The organism is Ottowia sp., assembly GCF_016703145.1.
Classification (GTDB): domain Bacteria; phylum Pseudomonadota; class Gammaproteobacteria; order Burkholderiales; family Burkholderiaceae_C; genus Ottowia.
On record NZ_JADJCO010000005.1, the window covers coordinates 813,997 to 830,770 of the forward strand.

Annotated in this window: 16 protein-coding genes and 1 pseudogene; 8 read left to right on the forward strand and 9 right to left on the reverse strand. The window is 70.9% G+C overall.

What is annotated here, in order from left to right; genetic code table 11:
- The first annotated feature begins 22 nt into the window (after nucleotides 1-22).
- The 5 genes and pseudogenes from IPG65_RS16895 (at nucleotide 23) to IPG65_RS16915 (ending at nucleotide 3,572) form a co-directional block, all read left to right on the forward strand.
- On the forward strand, nucleotides 23-373 hold the full coding sequence (locus IPG65_RS16895) for a cytochrome c (protein ID WP_293192053.1): 351 nt from the start codon (nucleotides 23-25) through the stop codon (nucleotides 371-373).
- Complete coding sequence (locus IPG65_RS16900) at nucleotides 370-1,566, forward strand: cytochrome D1 domain-containing protein (protein WP_293192055.1); 1,197 nt, start codon at nucleotides 370-372, stop codon at nucleotides 1,564-1,566. Before IPG65_RS16895 ends, IPG65_RS16900 begins: the two co-directional genes overlap by 4 nt.
- A gap of 1 nt (nucleotide 1,567) precedes the next feature.
- Nucleotides 1,568-2,548, forward strand: a complete 981-nt coding sequence (locus tag IPG65_RS16905; RefSeq protein WP_293192057.1) for an Lrp/AsnC family transcriptional regulator — start codon at nucleotides 1,568-1,570, stop codon at nucleotides 2,546-2,548.
- A 172-nt stretch (nucleotides 2,549-2,720) separates the two neighbouring features.
- Nucleotides 2,721-2,996, forward strand: a pseudogene (locus IPG65_RS16910) (Lrp/AsnC family transcriptional regulator); the annotation flags it as partial.
- 90 nt (nucleotides 2,997-3,086) lie between these two features.
- Nucleotides 3,087-3,572, forward strand: coding sequence for an Lrp/AsnC family transcriptional regulator (locus IPG65_RS16915; protein WP_293193046.1), 486 nt, complete (start codon nucleotides 3,087-3,089; stop codon nucleotides 3,570-3,572).
- A 300-nt stretch (nucleotides 3,573-3,872) separates the two neighbouring features.
- On the opposite strand, the gene IPG65_RS16920 is transcribed toward IPG65_RS16915, so the two are convergent.
- Entirely contained in the window at nucleotides 3,873-4,364 is a 492-nt protein-coding gene (locus tag IPG65_RS16920; RefSeq protein WP_293192059.1) for an NAD(P)H-dependent oxidoreductase, read from the reverse strand.
- Nucleotides 4,365-4,486: 122 nt separating this feature from the next.
- Here IPG65_RS16920 and nirJ point away from each other — a divergent pair, with 122 nt between their 5' ends.
- The 3 genes from nirJ (at nucleotide 4,487) to IPG65_RS16935 (ending at nucleotide 7,803) form a co-directional block, all read left to right on the forward strand.
- Nucleotides 4,487-5,716 carry a heme d1 biosynthesis radical SAM protein NirJ gene (gene nirJ / locus IPG65_RS16925; RefSeq protein ID WP_293192061.1) on the forward strand — a complete coding sequence of 410 codons (1,230 nt, stop codon included), beginning with the start codon at nucleotides 4,487-4,489 and terminating at the stop codon, nucleotides 5,714-5,716.
- Nucleotides 5,717-5,753: 37 nt separating this feature from the next.
- Nucleotides 5,754-6,140 carry a hypothetical protein gene (locus tag IPG65_RS16930; RefSeq protein ID WP_293192062.1) on the forward strand — a complete coding sequence of 129 codons (387 nt, stop codon included), beginning with the start codon at nucleotides 5,754-5,756 and terminating at the stop codon, nucleotides 6,138-6,140.
- 70 nt (nucleotides 6,141-6,210) lie between these two features.
- Nucleotides 6,211-7,803 (forward strand): cytochrome D1 domain-containing protein, encoded by a 1,593-nt coding sequence (locus tag IPG65_RS16935; RefSeq protein ID WP_293192064.1) that lies wholly within the window; start codon nucleotides 6,211-6,213, stop codon nucleotides 7,801-7,803.
- A gap of 94 nt (nucleotides 7,804-7,897) precedes the next feature.
- Here IPG65_RS16935 and IPG65_RS16940 read toward each other — a convergent pair whose 3' ends face one another.
- From IPG65_RS16940 to IPG65_RS16975, 8 genes are all read right to left on the reverse strand, one after another.
- The gene (locus tag IPG65_RS16940) at nucleotides 7,898-8,596 is read right to left on the reverse strand and encodes a Crp/Fnr family transcriptional regulator (RefSeq protein WP_293193048.1); all 699 of its coding nucleotides are present in this window, start codon (nucleotides 8,594-8,596) and stop codon (nucleotides 7,898-7,900) included.
- Between the two features lie 41 nt (nucleotides 8,597-8,637).
- Nucleotides 8,638-9,330 carry a hypothetical protein gene (locus IPG65_RS16945; RefSeq protein WP_293192066.1) on the reverse strand — a complete coding sequence of 231 codons (693 nt, stop codon included), beginning with the start codon at nucleotides 9,328-9,330 and terminating at the stop codon, nucleotides 8,638-8,640.
- A 3-nt stretch (nucleotides 9,331-9,333) separates the two neighbouring features.
- Nucleotides 9,334-10,164: a CbbQ/NirQ/NorQ/GpvN family protein gene (locus IPG65_RS16950; protein WP_293192068.1), complete on the reverse strand. Its 831-nt coding sequence runs from the start codon at nucleotides 10,162-10,164 to the stop codon at nucleotides 9,334-9,336.
- Between the two features lie 261 nt (nucleotides 10,165-10,425).
- Nucleotides 10,426-11,163 (reverse strand): ABC transporter ATP-binding protein, encoded by a 738-nt coding sequence (locus IPG65_RS16955; RefSeq protein WP_293192070.1) that lies wholly within the window; start codon nucleotides 11,161-11,163, stop codon nucleotides 10,426-10,428.
- Nucleotides 11,160-12,980: a branched-chain amino acid ABC transporter ATP-binding protein/permease gene (locus IPG65_RS16960; protein ID WP_293192072.1), complete on the reverse strand. Its 1,821-nt coding sequence runs from the start codon at nucleotides 12,978-12,980 to the stop codon at nucleotides 11,160-11,162. The genes IPG65_RS16955 and IPG65_RS16960 overlap by 4 nt, the downstream gene beginning before the upstream one ends.
- Entirely contained in the window at nucleotides 12,977-14,005 is a 1,029-nt protein-coding gene (locus IPG65_RS16965) for a branched-chain amino acid ABC transporter permease (protein ID WP_293192074.1), read from the reverse strand. The genes IPG65_RS16960 and IPG65_RS16965 overlap by 4 nt, the downstream gene beginning before the upstream one ends.
- A gap of 92 nt (nucleotides 14,006-14,097) precedes the next feature.
- The gene (locus tag IPG65_RS16970) at nucleotides 14,098-15,252 is read right to left on the reverse strand and encodes an ABC transporter substrate-binding protein (protein ID WP_293192076.1); all 1,155 of its coding nucleotides are present in this window, start codon (nucleotides 15,250-15,252) and stop codon (nucleotides 14,098-14,100) included.
- Between the two features lie 231 nt (nucleotides 15,253-15,483).
- Complete coding sequence (locus IPG65_RS16975) at nucleotides 15,484-16,587, reverse strand: immune inhibitor A domain-containing protein (protein WP_293192078.1); 1,104 nt, start codon at nucleotides 16,585-16,587, stop codon at nucleotides 15,484-15,486.
- Nucleotides 16,588-16,774: the final 187 nt, after the last annotated feature.

Sequence of the window (16,774 nt, forward strand, 5' to 3'; positions counted from 1 at the left end):
GCCATTCCCCGAAACCGCGCCCATGAAGCACCCCATGGCCTGGATCGCCCTGCCCGCGCTGATCGCGGCCCAGGCCACGGCGGCGCAGACCGCCGCCGAACCCGACCCCGCGCGGCAGGCCCGGCTGGTGCGCATGGTGCGGCAGGACTGCGGCTCGTGCCACGGCCTGCAGCTCACCGGCGGCCTGGGCCCCGCCCTCACCCGAGACACCATGGCCCCCCTGCCCCTCGACAGCCTCGCGGCCACCATCTACCACGGCCGCCCTGGCACGCCCATGCCGGGCTGGAAGAGCCTGGTCAGCGAGGCTGACGCGCGCTGGATCGCGCGCCGGCTGCAGGCCGGCTTTCCGCTCGAATCGGAGGCCGCGCGATGAACACCCGTCCTTGGCGCTGGGCCAGCGCCCTGCTCGCGGCCACCTTCGCGGCCGGCTGCGCCGCGCCACCCGCCACCTTCGTCGCGCCTCATCGCGGCAGCGGCGACCTGGGCCTGGTCATCGAGCGCGCCAGCGGCAGCCTGGGCGTGGTGGACACCAGCGCCAGACGCCGCCTGGGCACCATCGAGGGCCTGGGCGACCTGTCGCACGCCTCGGTGGTGTACGGGCGCGACGGCGCGCGCGCCTACGTCTTCGGACGCGACGGCGCGCTGACCAGGGTCAACCTGCTCACCGGCCGCATCGAGGGCCGCGTGCGGCAGGCCGGCAACAGCATCGGCGGCGCCATCTCGCAGGACGGCACGCTGGTGGTGGCGCAGAACTACCAGCCCGGCGGCATCAAGGTGTTCGACGCGCGCACGCTCGCCCTGGTGGCCGACATCCCCGCCGTGGTGGACGGCAAGCCCTCGCGCGTGGTCGGCCTGGCCGACCTGCCGGGCAAGCGCTTCGTGTTCTCGCTGTTCGACGCCGGGCAGATCTGGATCGCCGACCTGTCCGACCCGGCCCGGCCCGCCCTCACCAGGTTCCTGGACATCGGCAAGCAGCCCTACGACGCGCTGGTCACGCCCGATGGCCGCCACTACATCGCCGGCCTGTTCGGCGAGGACGGCCTGGCCAAGATCGACCTGTGGGCCGAGCCGCCCAGGGTGGAGCGCATCCTGGCCGGCTACGGGCGCGGCGAGCAGCCGCTGCCCGTGTTCAAGATGCCGCACCTGCGCGGCTGGGCCGTGGCCGGGCGCCACGCCTGGCTGCCCGCCATCGGCCGGCGCGAGGTGCTGGTGGTGGACACCGCCACCTGGCAGGAAGTGGCGCGCGTGCCCGTCGCCGGCCAGCCGGTCTTCGTGATGGCGCGGCCCGACGGGCGGCAGGTGTGGGTCAACTTCGCCGTGCCCGACTACGACACGGTGCAGGTCATCGACACGCAGACGCGCGCCGTCGTCAAGACGCTCAAGCCCGGCAAGGCCGTGCTGCACATGGAGTTCACGCCGCGCGGCGAGGCGGTGTGGATCAGCGCGCGCGACGACCACCGCGTGTCGGTCATCGACACCCGCAGCTTCCAGACCCTGGCCGAACTGCCGGCCCGATCGCCCAGCGGCATCTTCTTCAGCGCGCGCGCCGCGCGCAGCGGGTTTTGACATGGACCTGGCCGCGCGCCTGCTGAACGAGGGCCAGCGCGGCTTTCCGCTGCTGCCCCGCCCATTCCACGCGCTGGCCCAGCGCTTCGGCGCCACGGAAGACGACACCCTCGCCGCCTGCGCCGGCCTGGCCGCGCGCGGCGCCATCAGCCGCGTCGGCGGCGTGTGGGCGCCCGGCGTGGGCGGCGCGGCGCTGCTGTGCGCCATGGCGGTGCCGCCGGCGCGCCTGGAGGCCGTGGCGGCGCTGGTGTCGGCCCACCCCGGCGTCAACCACAACTACGAGCGCGAGCACGCGCTGAACTTGTGGTTCGTGATGACAAATACCTCTTCAGCCGGCTTGGATAAAGCGCTGTCAGCTATCGAAAACGAAGCAAACCTGCCTGTCACCCGCCTGCGCATGGTGCGCCCCTACCGCATCGACCTGGGCTTCGACCTGCACCGGCCCGCCACGGCGGGCGCCGCCCTCCAGCGCCGCGCCCCGCGCGTGCGGGACGCCGACCGCCCGCTGGCCGCCCTGGTCGAAGCCGGCCTGCCCCTGGTGCCCGAGCCCTTCGCCGCCTGGGCCGGCGAACTGCGCTGCCCCGCCGCCGACGTGCCGCGCCGCATCCAGTCCTGGCTGGACGCCGGCACGCTGCGCCGCTTCGGCTTGGTGGTGCGCCACCACGAAGCCGGCTACGCCGCCAACGCCATGACCGTGTTCGACGTGCCCGATGGCGCCGCCGACGCCTGCGGCGCCCGGCTGGCCGTGCAGCCCGGCGTCACCCTGTGCTACCAGCGCGAGCGCGCGGCCGGTTGGCGCTACAACCTGTACTGCATGGTGCACGGCCGCCACCGCGACGAAACGCTGGGCCTGCTGCACGGCGCCATCGCCGGCGCCGGACTGGCCGGCTGGCCGCGCCAGGTGCTGTTCAGCCGCCGGCGCTTCAAGCAGACCGGGGCGCGCTACTTCCGCCCCTCGCCCGAGCCTCGCCATGCAGACTGACGCGCCCGCACTCGCCCCATCCCCGCCCCGCCTGCCGCCCGGCATCGACCTGGACGACGCGCGCCTGATCGACCGCCTGCAGCTCGACCTGCCGCTGACCGAGCGCCCCTTCACCGACGTCGCCGCCGAGCTGCGGATGGCCGAGGCGCCGCTGATCGAGCGCCTGGGCCAGATGCTGGCCGCCGGCGTGCTCACCCGCTTCGGCCCGCTGTTCCACATCGAGCGCGCCGGCGGCCGCTTCATCCTGGCCGCGCTGCAGGTGCCCGAGGCCGATTTCGACCGCGTGGCCGCCCAGGTCAACGCCCTGCCCGAGGTGGCGCACAACTACCGGCGCGACCACGCGCTGAACATGTGGTTCGTGGTCGCCGCCGAAACGCCCGAATCCGCCTGGGCCGCCTGCGACCAGGTCGAGGCCATGACCGGCCTGCCCGTGCACGCCTTTCCGAAGGAGCGCGAGTACTTCGTCGGCCTGTACCTGCCGCTGCTGGCGCGCGGCCCCATTGCTGCTGCCGCCCCGCCCGCCGCGCCGCGCGCGCCCGTGGCACTGACCGCCTTCGACCGCGAGCTGATCGCCGCCACCCAGGCCGGCCTGCCGCTGGCGCCGCGCCCCTACGACAGCGTGGCCACCGTGCTGGGCTGTACCGGCGCGCAGGTGCGCGAGCGCCTGGCCGCGCTGCGGCGCGCCGGCGTGGTGCGCCGCATCGGCGCCGTGCCCAACCACTACCGCCTCGGTTACGTCGCCAACGGCATGAGCGTGTGGGACGTGGACGACACCCAGGTGGACCGCCTGGGCGAACTCATCGGCGGCTTTCCCGGCGTCAGCCACTGCTACCGCCGCCCGCGCAAGGCCGGCGTGTGGCGCTACAACCTGTTCGCCATGCTGCACGGCCACAGCCGGGGCGAGGTGCTGGCGCAGGCGGAGCAGGTCGCTGGGTTGCTGGGCGATGCGTGCCGAGGGCGGGACGTGCTGTTTTCGAGCGCGATCCTCAAGAAGACGGGGTTGAGGCTGCGGATGGCGATTTAGGCCAAATCGATCACCAGCGCCTTCGAAGCAGCGGATCCAATGTGAAACAGATGCGTGTGCTGGGGCGCTCGGTACTCAACTGATCGGCTCGGGTGGGTTGGCCGGCCGCTTGAACATCGCGGTGACTGGAACGCTGGAGCAGCGAAAACCCATCGCCTCGAAGAATCCGCGCGAGTCGCCGTGTAGGAATCGACCGACCGCTCCAGAGCCTCGTGGCCGGGACGGCCCCAACCCACTTCCGAGAAAAGCCGGGCAAGCTCTTCGCCCCCGGGCCTGGCCGATGAAATGCGGATGCCCATGCTAAAACACCCCCGCCCCCAACCCCGCCGCCAGCCCCCCACCCAACTCGGCACAGCGCTCCAAATCCTCCGCGCCGATGACTTTCGGCGCCAGGATGCGTTCCGGCGTTTGGGCGTGGGTGCACACGATGAGGCCCGGCGCGACGGACTTCAGGCGCCAGCCGGTGCAGATGCGGTCCAGCTGGCGCAGGGCGTTGCTGCCATCGCTGCCGGCGCAGATCATAGCGGCGTAGGGGCGACCGTTGATGCGCTCCAGCACGGGGTAGTAGCAGCGGTCGAAGAAGTCCTTCATCAGGCCGGCGATGGCCGCCAGGTTCTCCGGCGCGGCGAAGAGGTAGCCGTCGGCGGCCAGCACGTCGTCGGGGCCGGCCTCCACGGCGCGCAGCAGGCGCACCGCCACGCCCTCCTGCGCGCGCGCTTCCCGCGCGGCGGCCTCGGCCATCTGGCGCGTGCCGCCGGTCAGCGTGTGGTAGACGATGAGCAGGGTCTTCATGGGCTGGTCGCGCCAGCGTAGCACGGCGCATCGGCGGACTGGCCCGGAATTGATGCACATCATGGGCCGCTGGGGGTGCGCCGCCTAGCATGGGACGCATTCCCTTCCATGGCTGTCACACCGTGTTCCGCATCTCCCACTTCATGCACGAGCTGGCCCGCGCCGAGGCGACGGGCGTCTATCCCGCGCCGGCGCGGCGCGGCGGACCGCCCGGCCCGGTGGTCATCTGGAACCTCATCCGCCGCTGCAACCTGACCTGCAAGCACTGCTACGCCTTCTCGGCCGACCACGACTACCCCGGCGAGCTGAGCCGAGCGCAGGTGTTCGGCGTGATGGACGACCTGAAGGCGTTCAAGGTGCCGGCGCTCATCCTCTCCGGCGGCGAGCCGCTGCTGCGGCCGGACATCTTCGAGGTGGCCGAGCGCGCCAAGGCCATGCGCTTCTACGTCGGCCTGTCCACCAACGGCACGCTCATCGACCAGCCGCTGGCCGCGCGCATCGCCGCCACGGGCTTCGACTACGTGGGCATCAGCCTGGACGGCATCGGCGCCACGCACGACAAGTTCCGCCGCCTGCAGGGCGCGTTCGACCGCAGCCTGAACGCCGTGCGCCACCTGCAGAAGCTGGGCGTGAAGGTGGGTCTGCGCTTCACCATGACCGAGCTGAACGCGCACGACCTGCCCCCGCTGCTGGCGCTGATGCGGGACGAGGGCGTGGACAAGTTCTACTTCAGCCACCTCAACTACGCCGGTCGCGGCAACATCCACCGCGGCCAGGACGCGCGCCACCTCGCCACGCGGCAGGCGCTGGACCTGCTGTACGACACCGCCTGGCGCGACGCCCAGGCCGGCGGCGCGCACGAGTACGTCACCGGCAACAACGACGCCGACGGCGTGTACCAGCTGATGTGGGTGCAGCGGCACCTGCCGCGCTGGACGGAGGCCGTGCGCCAGCGCCTGGTGCAGTGGGGCGGCAACTCGTCGGGCGTGAACGTGGCCAACATCGACAACGTGGGCGACGTGCACCCCGACACCATGTGGTGGCACCACACGCTGGGCAACGTGAAGGCGCGGCTGTTTTCCGACATCTGGCAGGACACCAGCGACCCGCTGATGGCCGGCCTGAAAAGCCGCCCGCGCCCCGTCACCGGCCGCTGCGGCGCCTGCGCGCACCGGGCCATCTGCGGCGGCAACACCCGCGTGCGGGCGCAGCAGGTGACGGGCGACCCCTGGGCCGAGGACCCTGGCTGCTACCTGGACGACGCCGAGATCGGCGTGAGCAGCGGAGGCGAACGCCTGGCCACCACCGCGTTCAGCAGCCGGCGCAAGGTGGTACCGCTGGCGCAGGCCTGAGCGGCTGGCGAGGCCCTCGGAGAAGGACATGGTGCCCATGGCGTTCAAGGCCGTCGCCATCTGGGCCGCCATTCTTCTGCTGGCGATCGCCAACGGCGCGCTGCGCGAGGCGCTGCTCATCCCGAAGATCGGCAGCCCTGCGGGCCTGGTGCTGAGCGGGCTGCTGCTTTGTGCGCTCATCCTGGCCGTCGCCTGCCTGTCGCTGCCGTGGCTGGGCGCCCGTGCGACGGCCGAGCTGATCTTCGTCGGATCGGGCTGGCTGGCATTGACCGTGGCGTTCGAGTTCTGCCTTGGCCTCCTGCAAGGCAAGACGCTGCCGGCCATCCTGGAAGCCTACACGTTCAAGGGCGGCAACCTGTGGCCGCTGGTGCTGCTGGTCACGGCCCTCGCGCCCTGGATCGCCGCCAGGGCCAGGGGGTGGTAGTTCATCAAGAAATCCGCTCCTGGCCGGCACCAGATCTGCGCCGGCAGCTCTTCTTTTGATAGTTTTCAGAATGACAACCAACGCCCGCCTCCGCCGCCTGCTCGCCGCCGCGTGCGGCCTGCTGGCGGCCGGCCTACCCGCCCTCGCGGCCGACGACGCCACCCCCGTCGACACCGCCGCGCTCTACCGCCAGCACTGCGCCGCCTGCCACGGCGGGCAGCGGCTGGGCGGCATGGGTCCGGCCCTGCTGCCCGAAAGCCTGGCGCGGCTCAGGAAGCCCGAGGCGCTGAAGGTCATCCGCGACGGCCGCGCCGCCACCCGGATGCTGCCCTTCGGCGCCACGCTGGCGGCGGCCGAGATCGCGGCGCTGGCCGAATGGATCTACACCCCCGTGCAGCCCGCGCCGTCGTGGACCGACGCCGACATCGCCACCTCGCGCGTCGAGACGCCCGGCTGGCGCGGCTGGCCCGCGCGGCCGCAGTGGCGCGCCGACCCGATGAACCTGTTCGTCGTCGTCGAGGCGGGCGACCACCACGTGTCGCTGGTCGATGGCGACCGCTTCGAGCCCATCCACCGCTTCGCCAGCCGCTTCGCGCTGCACGGTGGCCCCAAGTTCACGCCCGACGGGCGGTACGTGTTCTTCGGCTCGCGCGACGGCTGGATCACCAAGTTCGACCTGTGGAACCTGAAGACCGTGGTCGAAGTGCGCGCCGGCATCAACATGCGCAACATCGCCGTCAGCGGCGACGGCCAGTGGGTGATGGCCGCCAACTACCTGCCGCACACGCTGGCGCTGTTCGACGCCGACCTGAACTTGGTCAAGACCCTCGGCGCCCGCACGCTGGACGGACGCCAGTCCTCGCGCGTGTCGGCCGTGTACGACGCCGCGCCGCGCAAAAGCTTCGTGGTGGCGCTCAAGGACATCGCCGAGCTGTGGGAGATCAGCTACGACCCCAAGGCGCCGCCCATCCACGACGGCCTGGTGCACGACCACAAGCTGGGCGAGGCCATCGCCGCGCCGGGCTACCTGGGCGTGCGCCGCACGCCGCTGGACGAGCCGCTGGACGACTTCTTCTTCAGCCCCGACTACGCCCATGCGCTGGGCGCCGCGCGCCCGCGCGCCGACGGCACGCCCTCGGGCCAGGTGGTCAACCTGGACGCGCGCCGCAAGGTGGCCACCTTGCCCATCGCCGGCATGCCGCACCTGGGCTCGGGCATCACCTTCGACTGGCAGGGCACGCGCGTGCTGGCCAGCCCCAACCTGAAGGACGGCCGCATCAGCGTGATCGACATGAAGACGTGGAAGCTGGTCAAGGACATCGCCACCCCCGGCCCCGGCTTCTTCATGCGCAGCCACGAGGCCACGCCCTACGCCTGGACCGATTCGATGATGAGCCCGGCGGCCCGGGACACGCTCACCATCATCGACAAGCGCACGCTGGAGCCCGTGGCGGCGGTGCGCGAGCCGGGCAAGACGCTGGCGCACATCGAGTTCACCAAGGACGGCCGCCACGCGCTGGCCAGCCTGTGGGAGGACGATGGCGCCCTGATCGTCTACGACGCCGCCAGCTTCAAGGAAGTCAGGCGCCTGCCCATGAGAAAGCCCGTGGGCAAGTACAACGTGTTCAACAAGATCACGCGCTCGGAGGGCACGTCGCACTAGCTTTTTGATAGCTGCCGGCGCAATTCTCGCGCTGGCTGGAGGCAAAAATGATTCAGAATCTTCTCCCCCCACGGGGATAGGGCGGAAAGAACGGTCAGTGCGCTTGGTAGTTGGCCAGCCGCGCCGTGTCCGGAATGTGGATGTCGCGCTTGTCCACGTGGATCAGCCCGGCCGTCTCCAGTTCGTTCAGCACGCGCGAGAAGTATTCGGGCGTGAGCGACAGCCGCGAGGCGATGGCCGCCTTGCTCACCGGCAGCGACACCACCAGCGATTCGGACGCCGGCTCGCTCTCGCTCAGCTTGTCACCCAGCAGGTAGCCGATCACGCGCTGCACGCCGCTGTGCAGCGCATAGGCCTGCACGTCCTTGATCAAGCCGTGCAGGCGGCGCGACAGCCCCGCCAGCATGCGCAGCGAAAAATTGGGGCTGCGCTCGATCTCGCGCAGCACCGCGCCCTTGGGGATGGTGAGCAGCAGCGTGTCGGTCAGCGCCTGCGACGACACGATGTAGGGCATGCCCATGAACATGATCGCCTCGGCGAAGGTGTGGCTCGGGCCGCACAGCTCGATCACCTTCTCCACCCCCGCCGGCGAGACGGCGAACAGCTTGACCTGCCCGACCACCACCACGTGGAACTCGGCGCAGGGCTCGCCAGCGCTGAAGATAAGCCGGCCGCGCTCCATGCGGCGCAGGCTGCAGTCGGCCGCCATGCGGTGGCGCTCGTCCTCGCTCATGTTGGAGAACAGCGGCAAGGTGCCCAGGTAGCGGGGCAGATTGAATTTGTCCAGGCTCAGGGTCACGGCGGCGGCTCATCGAAGGGTGGGTGGGCACCAGTTTATCGGGCTGCCGCCGTCCATCGCGCAACCACCCGCGCCAGGGCGTGGGCCTGCCGGTCGACGGGGGCGCGGAACGGCGCCTCGGCGGGATCGCCCGCGCCTTCCGGTAGCGCCTGGCCCAGCCACAGCCAGACGGGCGCGGCGGCGTCGGGCTGAAGGCCGGGGCCGGGCCGGGCGTCGCCGTCCTCGCCGTCCAGCGTGGCCCGCAGGGCCTGGCGGATGGCGTGTTCGGCGGCGGCGGCCGCGGGCTTCAGCCGGCGCGGTTCGGGCCGCTGCGCCAGGTGTGCCTCGGCCAGGCGGCGGTAGCGCGCGCGCAGGCCCGGGAACCGCGCCAACGCGCGCCGCGTGGCGCGCAGGTTGGCGCCGATCCAGTCGGCGCTCTCGCCGTCATGGCAGGCGCCGAGCGCCGCCAGCCACAGGTACAGGTCGCGGTTGAGCACGGGCTGGTCGAACACCGCCAGCACGGGCGGCAGCGCCAGCGTCTCGCCGTCGAGCGCGCCCAGGCTGGCGCGCGGCCCGCCGATGCGCTGGGGAGTGGCCGGCACGACGCGCACCCGCGCATCGCCGCCGCCAGCGCGGAACATCATCTGCACGGCGCGGCTCACGTCTTCCAGCCGCACGGCGGCGTGGGGATTGGCGCCGGCCGTCCGGGTGATGCGCCGGTGCCAGAGCTCGCCGATCCCTCTCTTCATGGCTCAGGGAGCGCCGGTGCCGAGCACGGCCACGACGACGTCATCGAGCGCCGCGGCGGTGCCGGCGTCGTCGGTCAGCGCATCGACGATGGCGGCGCGGCAGGCCTCGGGCTGGGGCAGCCCGGCGACGATCAGGCGCGCGGCCCTCACCAGCAGGCGGGTGCTGGCGGCTTCTGCCAGGTCTTGCCCGGTCAGGCGCCGCAACGCCTGGGCCAGCGTGACCAGGCGGGCGGCCAGCGCGGGGACGGCGCCGGATTCGGCCTCGACGATGCGGCGCTCGACCTCGGGCGCGGGGTAGTCGAAGCCGATCGCGACGAAGCGCTGGCGCGTGCCGGGCTTGAGGTTGTTCAGTAGGCTCTGGTCGCCGGGGCTGTACGACACCACCAGCATGAACTGCGGCGGCGCCCGCAGCAGCTCGCCGGTGCCCTCGACGGGCAGCACGCGGCGGTCGTCGGCCAACGGGTGCAGCACCACGGCGGTGTCCCGGCGCGCCAGGGCCACCTCGTCCAGGCAGCAGATGGCGCCAGTGCGCACGGCGCGCGCCAGCGGGCCGTCGTGCCACACCGTGTCGCCGCCGTCGATGAGGTGGCGGCCCATGAGGTCGGCCGCGGTCAGGTCGCCGTGGCAGCTCACGGTGATCAGCGGGCGCCCCAGGCGCGCGGCCATGTGCTCGACGAAGCGCGTCTTGCCGCAGCCCGTGGGCCCCTTCAGCAGCACCGGCAGGCGCTGGTGGAAGGCGTGCGCGAACAGGCGGCATTCGCCGGCCTGCTCGGCGTAGAAGGGCGCGCGCTCCGGCAGGGGGGCGCCGCCGCTGCTCATGTTGTCGTGGTACATGCGGCACTGCGGCTCATGGGGCGGCTCCTCGCTCACCGATTGAAAACGAGCCAAGCGTAAAAAATGCATGCTTTGGCGTCCTTGAAGTAAGTCAAGAATGCCCCAGCGCCGGAGTCGGGATTTGGCGCGCACCGCGCCGCACGCGGGCAGGAGAACAGCCGCCACCGTGCATGCGGGGCGGTTATTCAAGTCATTTTGGCTTTCAGCCCCCATCCCTATTGCGCTGATAGCTATCTATTTAATAGCAACCAGCGCGGCGGCTCAGGCGGCCTTGTGGCCGCCCACGCCCAGGTAGGTCTCGATGACGCGGTGGTCGTGCAGCAGGTCGCCGGCATCGCCGGACAGCGCCACGGCGCCCATCTCCAGCACGTAGCCGCGGTCGGCCACCTGCAGCGCGGCGCGCGCGTTCTGCTCGACCAGCAGCACCGACACGCCCATGCCGCGCAGCGAGGCGACGATGTTCAGCACCTCGCGCACGATCAGCGGCGCCAGGCCCAGCGAGGGTTCGTCCAGCATCAGCAGGCGCGGACGGGCCATGAGCGCGCGGCCGACGGCCAGCATCTGGCGCTCGCCGCCCGACAGCGTGGCCGCCAGCTGGGCGCGCCGCTCGCGCAGGCGCGGGAACAGCTCGAACACCTCGGCCATGCGCGCGGCCTGGTCGCGCTGCCCGCGGCGCCAGCGCGCGAAGCCGCCGAGCAGCAGGTTGTCCTCGACCGACATCTCGCCGAACAGCTCGCGCTTCTCTGGCACCAGGCCCACGCCGCGCGCCACCATCGCCTCGACCGACGGGCGCGCCAGGACATCGCCGCCCAACGTCAGCGTGCCGCTGGACGGCAGCAGGCCCATGACGGCGTTCAGCAGCGTGGACTTGCCGGCGCCGTTGGGGCCGATCACGGTGACGATCTCGCCCTGCCCCACCGTCAACGCGACCTGGTGCACGGCTTCCACCGGCCCATAGCGGACGGTGAAGCCCTCCAGTTGCAGCAGCGGCGTGGTCATGCGTGCGCCCCCGGAAGGTCGCCGCCCAGGTAGGCGGCCATGACGCGCGGGTCGGCCTGCACCTCGGTCGGGGTGCCGATGGCGATGACGGTGCCGAACTCCAGCACCGTCACGCGGTCGGCCAGGTTCATGACGAACTCCATGTCGTGCTCCACCACCAGGATCGCCAGCCCCTCGCCGCGCAACTGCGCCAGCAGCCGGGCCAGCGACTGCTTCTCCAGGTGCCGCAGGCCGGCGGCGGGTTCGTCCAGCAGCAGGATCGACGGCTGCCCGGCCAGCGCGCGGGCGATTTCCACGATGCGCTGCTGGCCCAGCGGCAGCGAGGCGGCGGGCGTGTCGGCGTACTCGGCCAGCCCGCAGCGCTCGATCTGCCGGCGCGCCTCGGCCAGCAGCGCGGTCTCCTCGCGCCGGTCGGTGCGCAGCATGGCCGACAGCCAGCCGCGCCGGCCGCGCAGGTGCGCGCCCAGCGCCACGTTCTCCAGCACGCTGCGCTGGCCCAGCAGGCGCACGTGCTGGAAGGTGCGGCCCAGGCCCAGCGCGGCGAACGCGCGCGAGGGCTGGCCGGCCATGGGCTGGCCCATCAGGCTGACGGTGCCGGAAGTGGGGTCGTCCACCCCGGAGATCATGTTGAAGAAGGTGCTCTTGCCGGCGCCGTTGGGGCCGATCAGGGCGTGCACCTCGCCAGCCTTCACGTCCAGGTTGACGGCGTTGTTGGCCACCAGGCCGCTGAAGCGCTTGGTGACGGCGCTGGCGTCGAGCACCACCTGGCCGGGCACGGGCAGGTCGCGCCGCGGCAGCTCGGCCGGCGCGGCGCTGCCGCCGCGCCGGGGCACGGGCTTCAGCCAGCGCTGCGTCCAGCCGGTGATCAGCGGCCACAGGCCGTCGGCCGCGCGCTGCAGCACCAGCAGCATCAGCAGGCCGAAGACGATGACCTCGAAGTTGCCGCTGGCGCCCAGCAGGCGCGGCAGCCAGTCCTGCAGTTGCTCCTTCAGCAGCGTGATCAGCGTGGCGCCCAGCACCGCGCCCCACAGGTGGCCGGAGCCGCCCACCACGGCCATGAACAGGTACTCGATGCCGATGTTCAGGTTGAACGGCGTTGGGTTGACGAAGCGCTGCAGGTGCGCGTACAGCCAGCCCGACACCGCCGCCAGCAGCGCCGCCAGCACGAACAGCTTGATGCGCTGGCGCCCGGTGTCCACGCCCATCGACTCGGCCATCACGCGGCCGGTCCGCAGGGCGCGGATGGCGCGGCCCTCGCGCGAGTCCAGCAGGTTGTGCAGGCACCCAATGGCGGCCAGCAGCAGCACCCAGATCAGCACGCCCAGCGCGCGCGGCGACGACAGGTCGATGCCGGCGATGGACAGCGGCGGCACGCTGGCGAGGCCGGTGAAGCCGCCCAGCGCCTCCAGGTTGCCGAAGATGTAGTACAGGCTCAGGCCCCAGGCGATGGTGCCCAGCGGCAGGTAGTGCCCGGACAGCCGCAGCGTGACGGCGCCCAGCGCCCAGGCGATGAGCGCCGTCACCGCCAGCCCCAGCACCAGCCCCAGCCAGGGCAAGGCGCCGACGGGCAGCATGCCGAGGGCCTGCGCGGCCGTGGGCGAGGTGCAGAGCCAGGCCGTGGCGTAGGCCCCCAGGCCGACGAAGGCCGCCTGGCCGAACGAGGTCATGCCGCCCACGCCGGTCAGCATCACCAGACCGACGGCGACCAGCGAATACAGGCCGATGTAGTCGAGCAGAGTGACCGTGAACGGCGGCAGCAGCGGCCAGGCCAGCGCCAGCAGCGCGATGGCCAGGAGGGTGATGCGGCGCGGCGTCACTCTTCGTCCTCCACGTGGCGGGTGTGCAGCGAGCGCCACCACAGCACCGGAATGATGAGGGTGAACACCAGCACCTCCTTGAAGGCGCTGGCCCAGAACGAGGCGAACGATTCGAGTTGGCCCACCAGCAGCGCGCCAGCCACCGCCATCGGATAGCTGGCCAGCCCGCCGACGATGGCCGCCACGAAGCCCTTGAGGCCGATGAGAAAGCCCGTGTCGTAGTAGACCGTGGTGATCGGCGCGATCAGGATGCCGCACACGGCGCCGATCAGCGCCGCCAGCGCGAAGCAGACGTCGCCCGACAGCTCGGTCGGGATGCCCATCAGCCGCGCGCCCACGCGGTTGATGGCCGTGGCGCGCAAGGCCTTGCCGATGAGGGAGCGCTCGAAGAACACGGCCATCGCCGCCAGCAGCACCGCCGCCGCCCCGACCACCACCAGCGACTGGCCGGTGATCGGAATGCCGCCCAGGTCCCAGCGCGCGTCCCACATCGAGTCGGTGCGCGAGCCCTCGGCGCCGAAGAAGACCAGCCCCAGCCCCACCAGCACCCCGTGCAGCGCGACGGACACGATGAGCAGGATCAGCACCGACGCGTGCGCCAGCGGGCGGAAGGTCAGCCGGTACAGCAGCGGCCCCATGGGCGTGATGAGAGCCAGCACCGTCAGCGTCCGCGCCCAGCCCGACGTGGGTTGGACGCCGAGGACCACGCCCGCCACCGCCAGCGGCAGCACCAGGGTCCAGACCACCGTGGACTTCCAGTCCACCGGCAAGCCGCGCGCGTGGCGCGCCGCCTCCACCACCAGGGTGGCCAGCGCCAGCGCGGCCAGCAGCCAGACCACGGCCGGCAGCTTGCCCGCCTGGATGGCCGCCATCGACAGGGCGGCATAGGCCACGAACTCGCCCTGCGGGATGAAGATGACGCGCGTCACCGAGAACACCAGCACCAGCGCCAGCGCCATCAGGGCATAGACGGCGCCGTTGACGACGCCGTCCTGGGCCAGCATCAGGGCGATCTGCAGATCCATGGATGCAATCCGGATGTCAAACAGGCTGGCCGAGCGCGGGCGGCTCGACCAGCCTGTGGAGGATGCGGGCGGCCGCGGCGGTCACCAGCCGGTCATTTGGTGGGCTGGTACACCCATTTGCCGTTCTCGATCTTGACCATCACGCGGGCGCGCTGGTCCAGGCCCAGATGGTCGCTGGCCGACATGTTGAAGATGCCGTGCGCGCCCGGCACGTCCTTCACGCCTTCCAGCGCGTCGCGCAGGGCGGCGCGGAACTCCTCGGTGCCCGGCTGGGCCTTCTTCAGCGCCACGGGAATGGCCGCGGCCAACAACTGGCCGGCGTCCCACGCATGGCCGCCGAAGGTGGACACGCTGCCCTTGCCGTGCACGCCCTCGTAAGCCTGGATGTAGGCCTGCGCGGACTTGCGCACCGGGTTGCTGGCAGGCAACTGGTCGGCCACCAGCACCGGGCCGGCCGGCAGCAGCGTGCCTTCCACGTCCTTGCCGCCCACGCGCAGGAAGTCGGCGTTGGCCACGCCGTGGGTCTGGTAGATCTGGCCGGTGTAGCCGCGCTCCTTCAGCGTCTTCTGCGGCAGCGCGGCGGGCGTGCCCGAGCCGGCGATCAGCACCGCGTCGGGCTTGGCGCCCATCATCTTCAGCACCTGGCCGGTGACGGCGGTGTCGGCGCGCGCGTAGCGCTCGTTGGCCACCAGCTTGATCTTCTTGAGGTCCAGCGCCTTGACGGTCTCGCGGTGCCAGCCCTCGCCGTAGGCGTCGGCGAAGCCGATGAAGGCCACGCTCTTGATGCCCGCCGCCGCCATGTGCTCGGCGATGGCCAGCGCCATCATGATGTCATTCTGCGGCGTCTTGAACACCCAGCGCTTCTTGCCCTCCACCGGCTCCACGATGGCCGCCGACGCGGCCATGGAAATCATCGGCGTCCGGGCCTCGGCCGCGGCATCGATCATGGCCAGCGAGGCCGGCGTGGTGGACGAGCCGACCACGACGTCGACCTTGCGCTCGGCGATCAGCTTGCGCGTGTTGGTGACGGCGGCGGTGGTGTCCGACGCGTCGTCCAGGATGATGTAGTTGATCTTCTGCCCGCCGATGCTCTGGGGCATCAGCGCGAACGTGTTCTTCTCGGGGATGCCGAGCGACGCCGCGGGCCCCGTGGCCGACACGGTGACGCCGACGTTCACGTCGGCCCAGGCCGACACCGAGAAACCGACAGCAGCGGCGCACGCGAGCGCGATCTTTTTCACATTCATGGGCCTTCTCCAACCAGGACTGCGGGATATGGACAACGACCGATCGTCCCCACTGACGTCATAAGCTGACCGATCGGTCGGTTAATGATTGTATCGGCGCTCCTGTCGAAAGTGACCCTCGCCGCGCATGGGAATTACCCTAGCCGCAAGAAAGGTATCCGGGGCCGGCTGCACCCCATCGGTTCAAGCCGAATCGGCCTCAAGCCACCGCGCTGCTTGCGCGCAGCGCTTCTATTTCAGTAGCGTCGTAGCCGAGTGCGGCCAGCACCGCGTCGGTGTCCTCGCCCATCGCCGGCGGCCATCATCGTCGCGCTCGACACCCTGCACGTCTACGCCGAGCGGTTCCCGCGGCGACCATGGTGCCGCCGCCGGGGCGTAACATGCAGCCATCATGAAAGCCGCCAGCAACAATACCGTTGTCACCGGAACGCTGCGTGCCTGCGTGCCTGCGTGCCTGCGTGCCTGCGTGCCTGCGTGCCTGCGTGCCTGCGTGCCTGCGTGCCTGCGTGCCTGCGTGCCTGCGTGCCTGCGGAAGATGGCTACGGCACCCACCTTCCCGTCTTCCGGTTCAGTCGAATACGCGAAGACACTCACGCCCTTGTTCTTGAAGGCTTGTGGCAGCGTCCATTTGTGCGACCAGATCATGTCTTTCCGCTTCACCGGATCGGGCGAGGCCTCGGCGCCACCACCCGCGTGAACGAGAAAAACCCCGTCCACGAACCCGTCGCCATCGGTGTCGAAGCGCTTGAGATCGTCGGCCTTGCAAAACTCCGTGAGCGCGTCGAACAGCAAGCCAGGCGTGTTCCGCGGAAAATTGGATCCGGTGCCGCTGTCTCCGGCGGTATAGAACGAGTACGGCTTCGGCGCGCGGACGTAGCCAACCACCTCTCCGCTGACCTCGAGCATGCCATACGACATCTCGCGGTAGATGCTGGTCATCGAGTCCGGGTTGTTTGGATCAAAAAGCATCGCCTGGAAATCTGCTGCCGGGCGCGTGCCTGTGTTGTCGCTGAAGTCGACCAGCAATGCAATGGCGTGCAGCTTCCGGGTGCTCGTCGCGCTGGCGCGCTGCATCCGCGCGGCGCGCAGCGGACTTTTCTCCGGCGCCGAGCTCAATGTCACGGACTCGGGCGGGTAGAAGACACCATCATTGAAGCCGATCGGGCGTTGCACATCGGCCGTCACCAACCCCATGTACGCGGCGAGCCTGACATCTGCGGAGGAGAGTGCGTGGCTCGCCTTGATCGCGCGCTGGATCTCCTTGAGAACGGCCGCAGCGGGACGACATGTCGTCGGCCCGTCTTCGTACCGGTGGACAGGGGAGAGCTTGACCATGTGAATCACCTCCAGTCAGAGAGCGAAATTCGAGCCCGAGAAAGATTCGTTCACCCAAGGAGAGAAGATAGCTCTCTTGCGCCCACAGGACATCCTCACTTTGGACGACCATCGGACCCGCGCGGCGGGGACCCAGTGGGAGCACTTCAGTGCATTCAGTTGCGCCTGCCCCGAAGTGCGCCCTTCC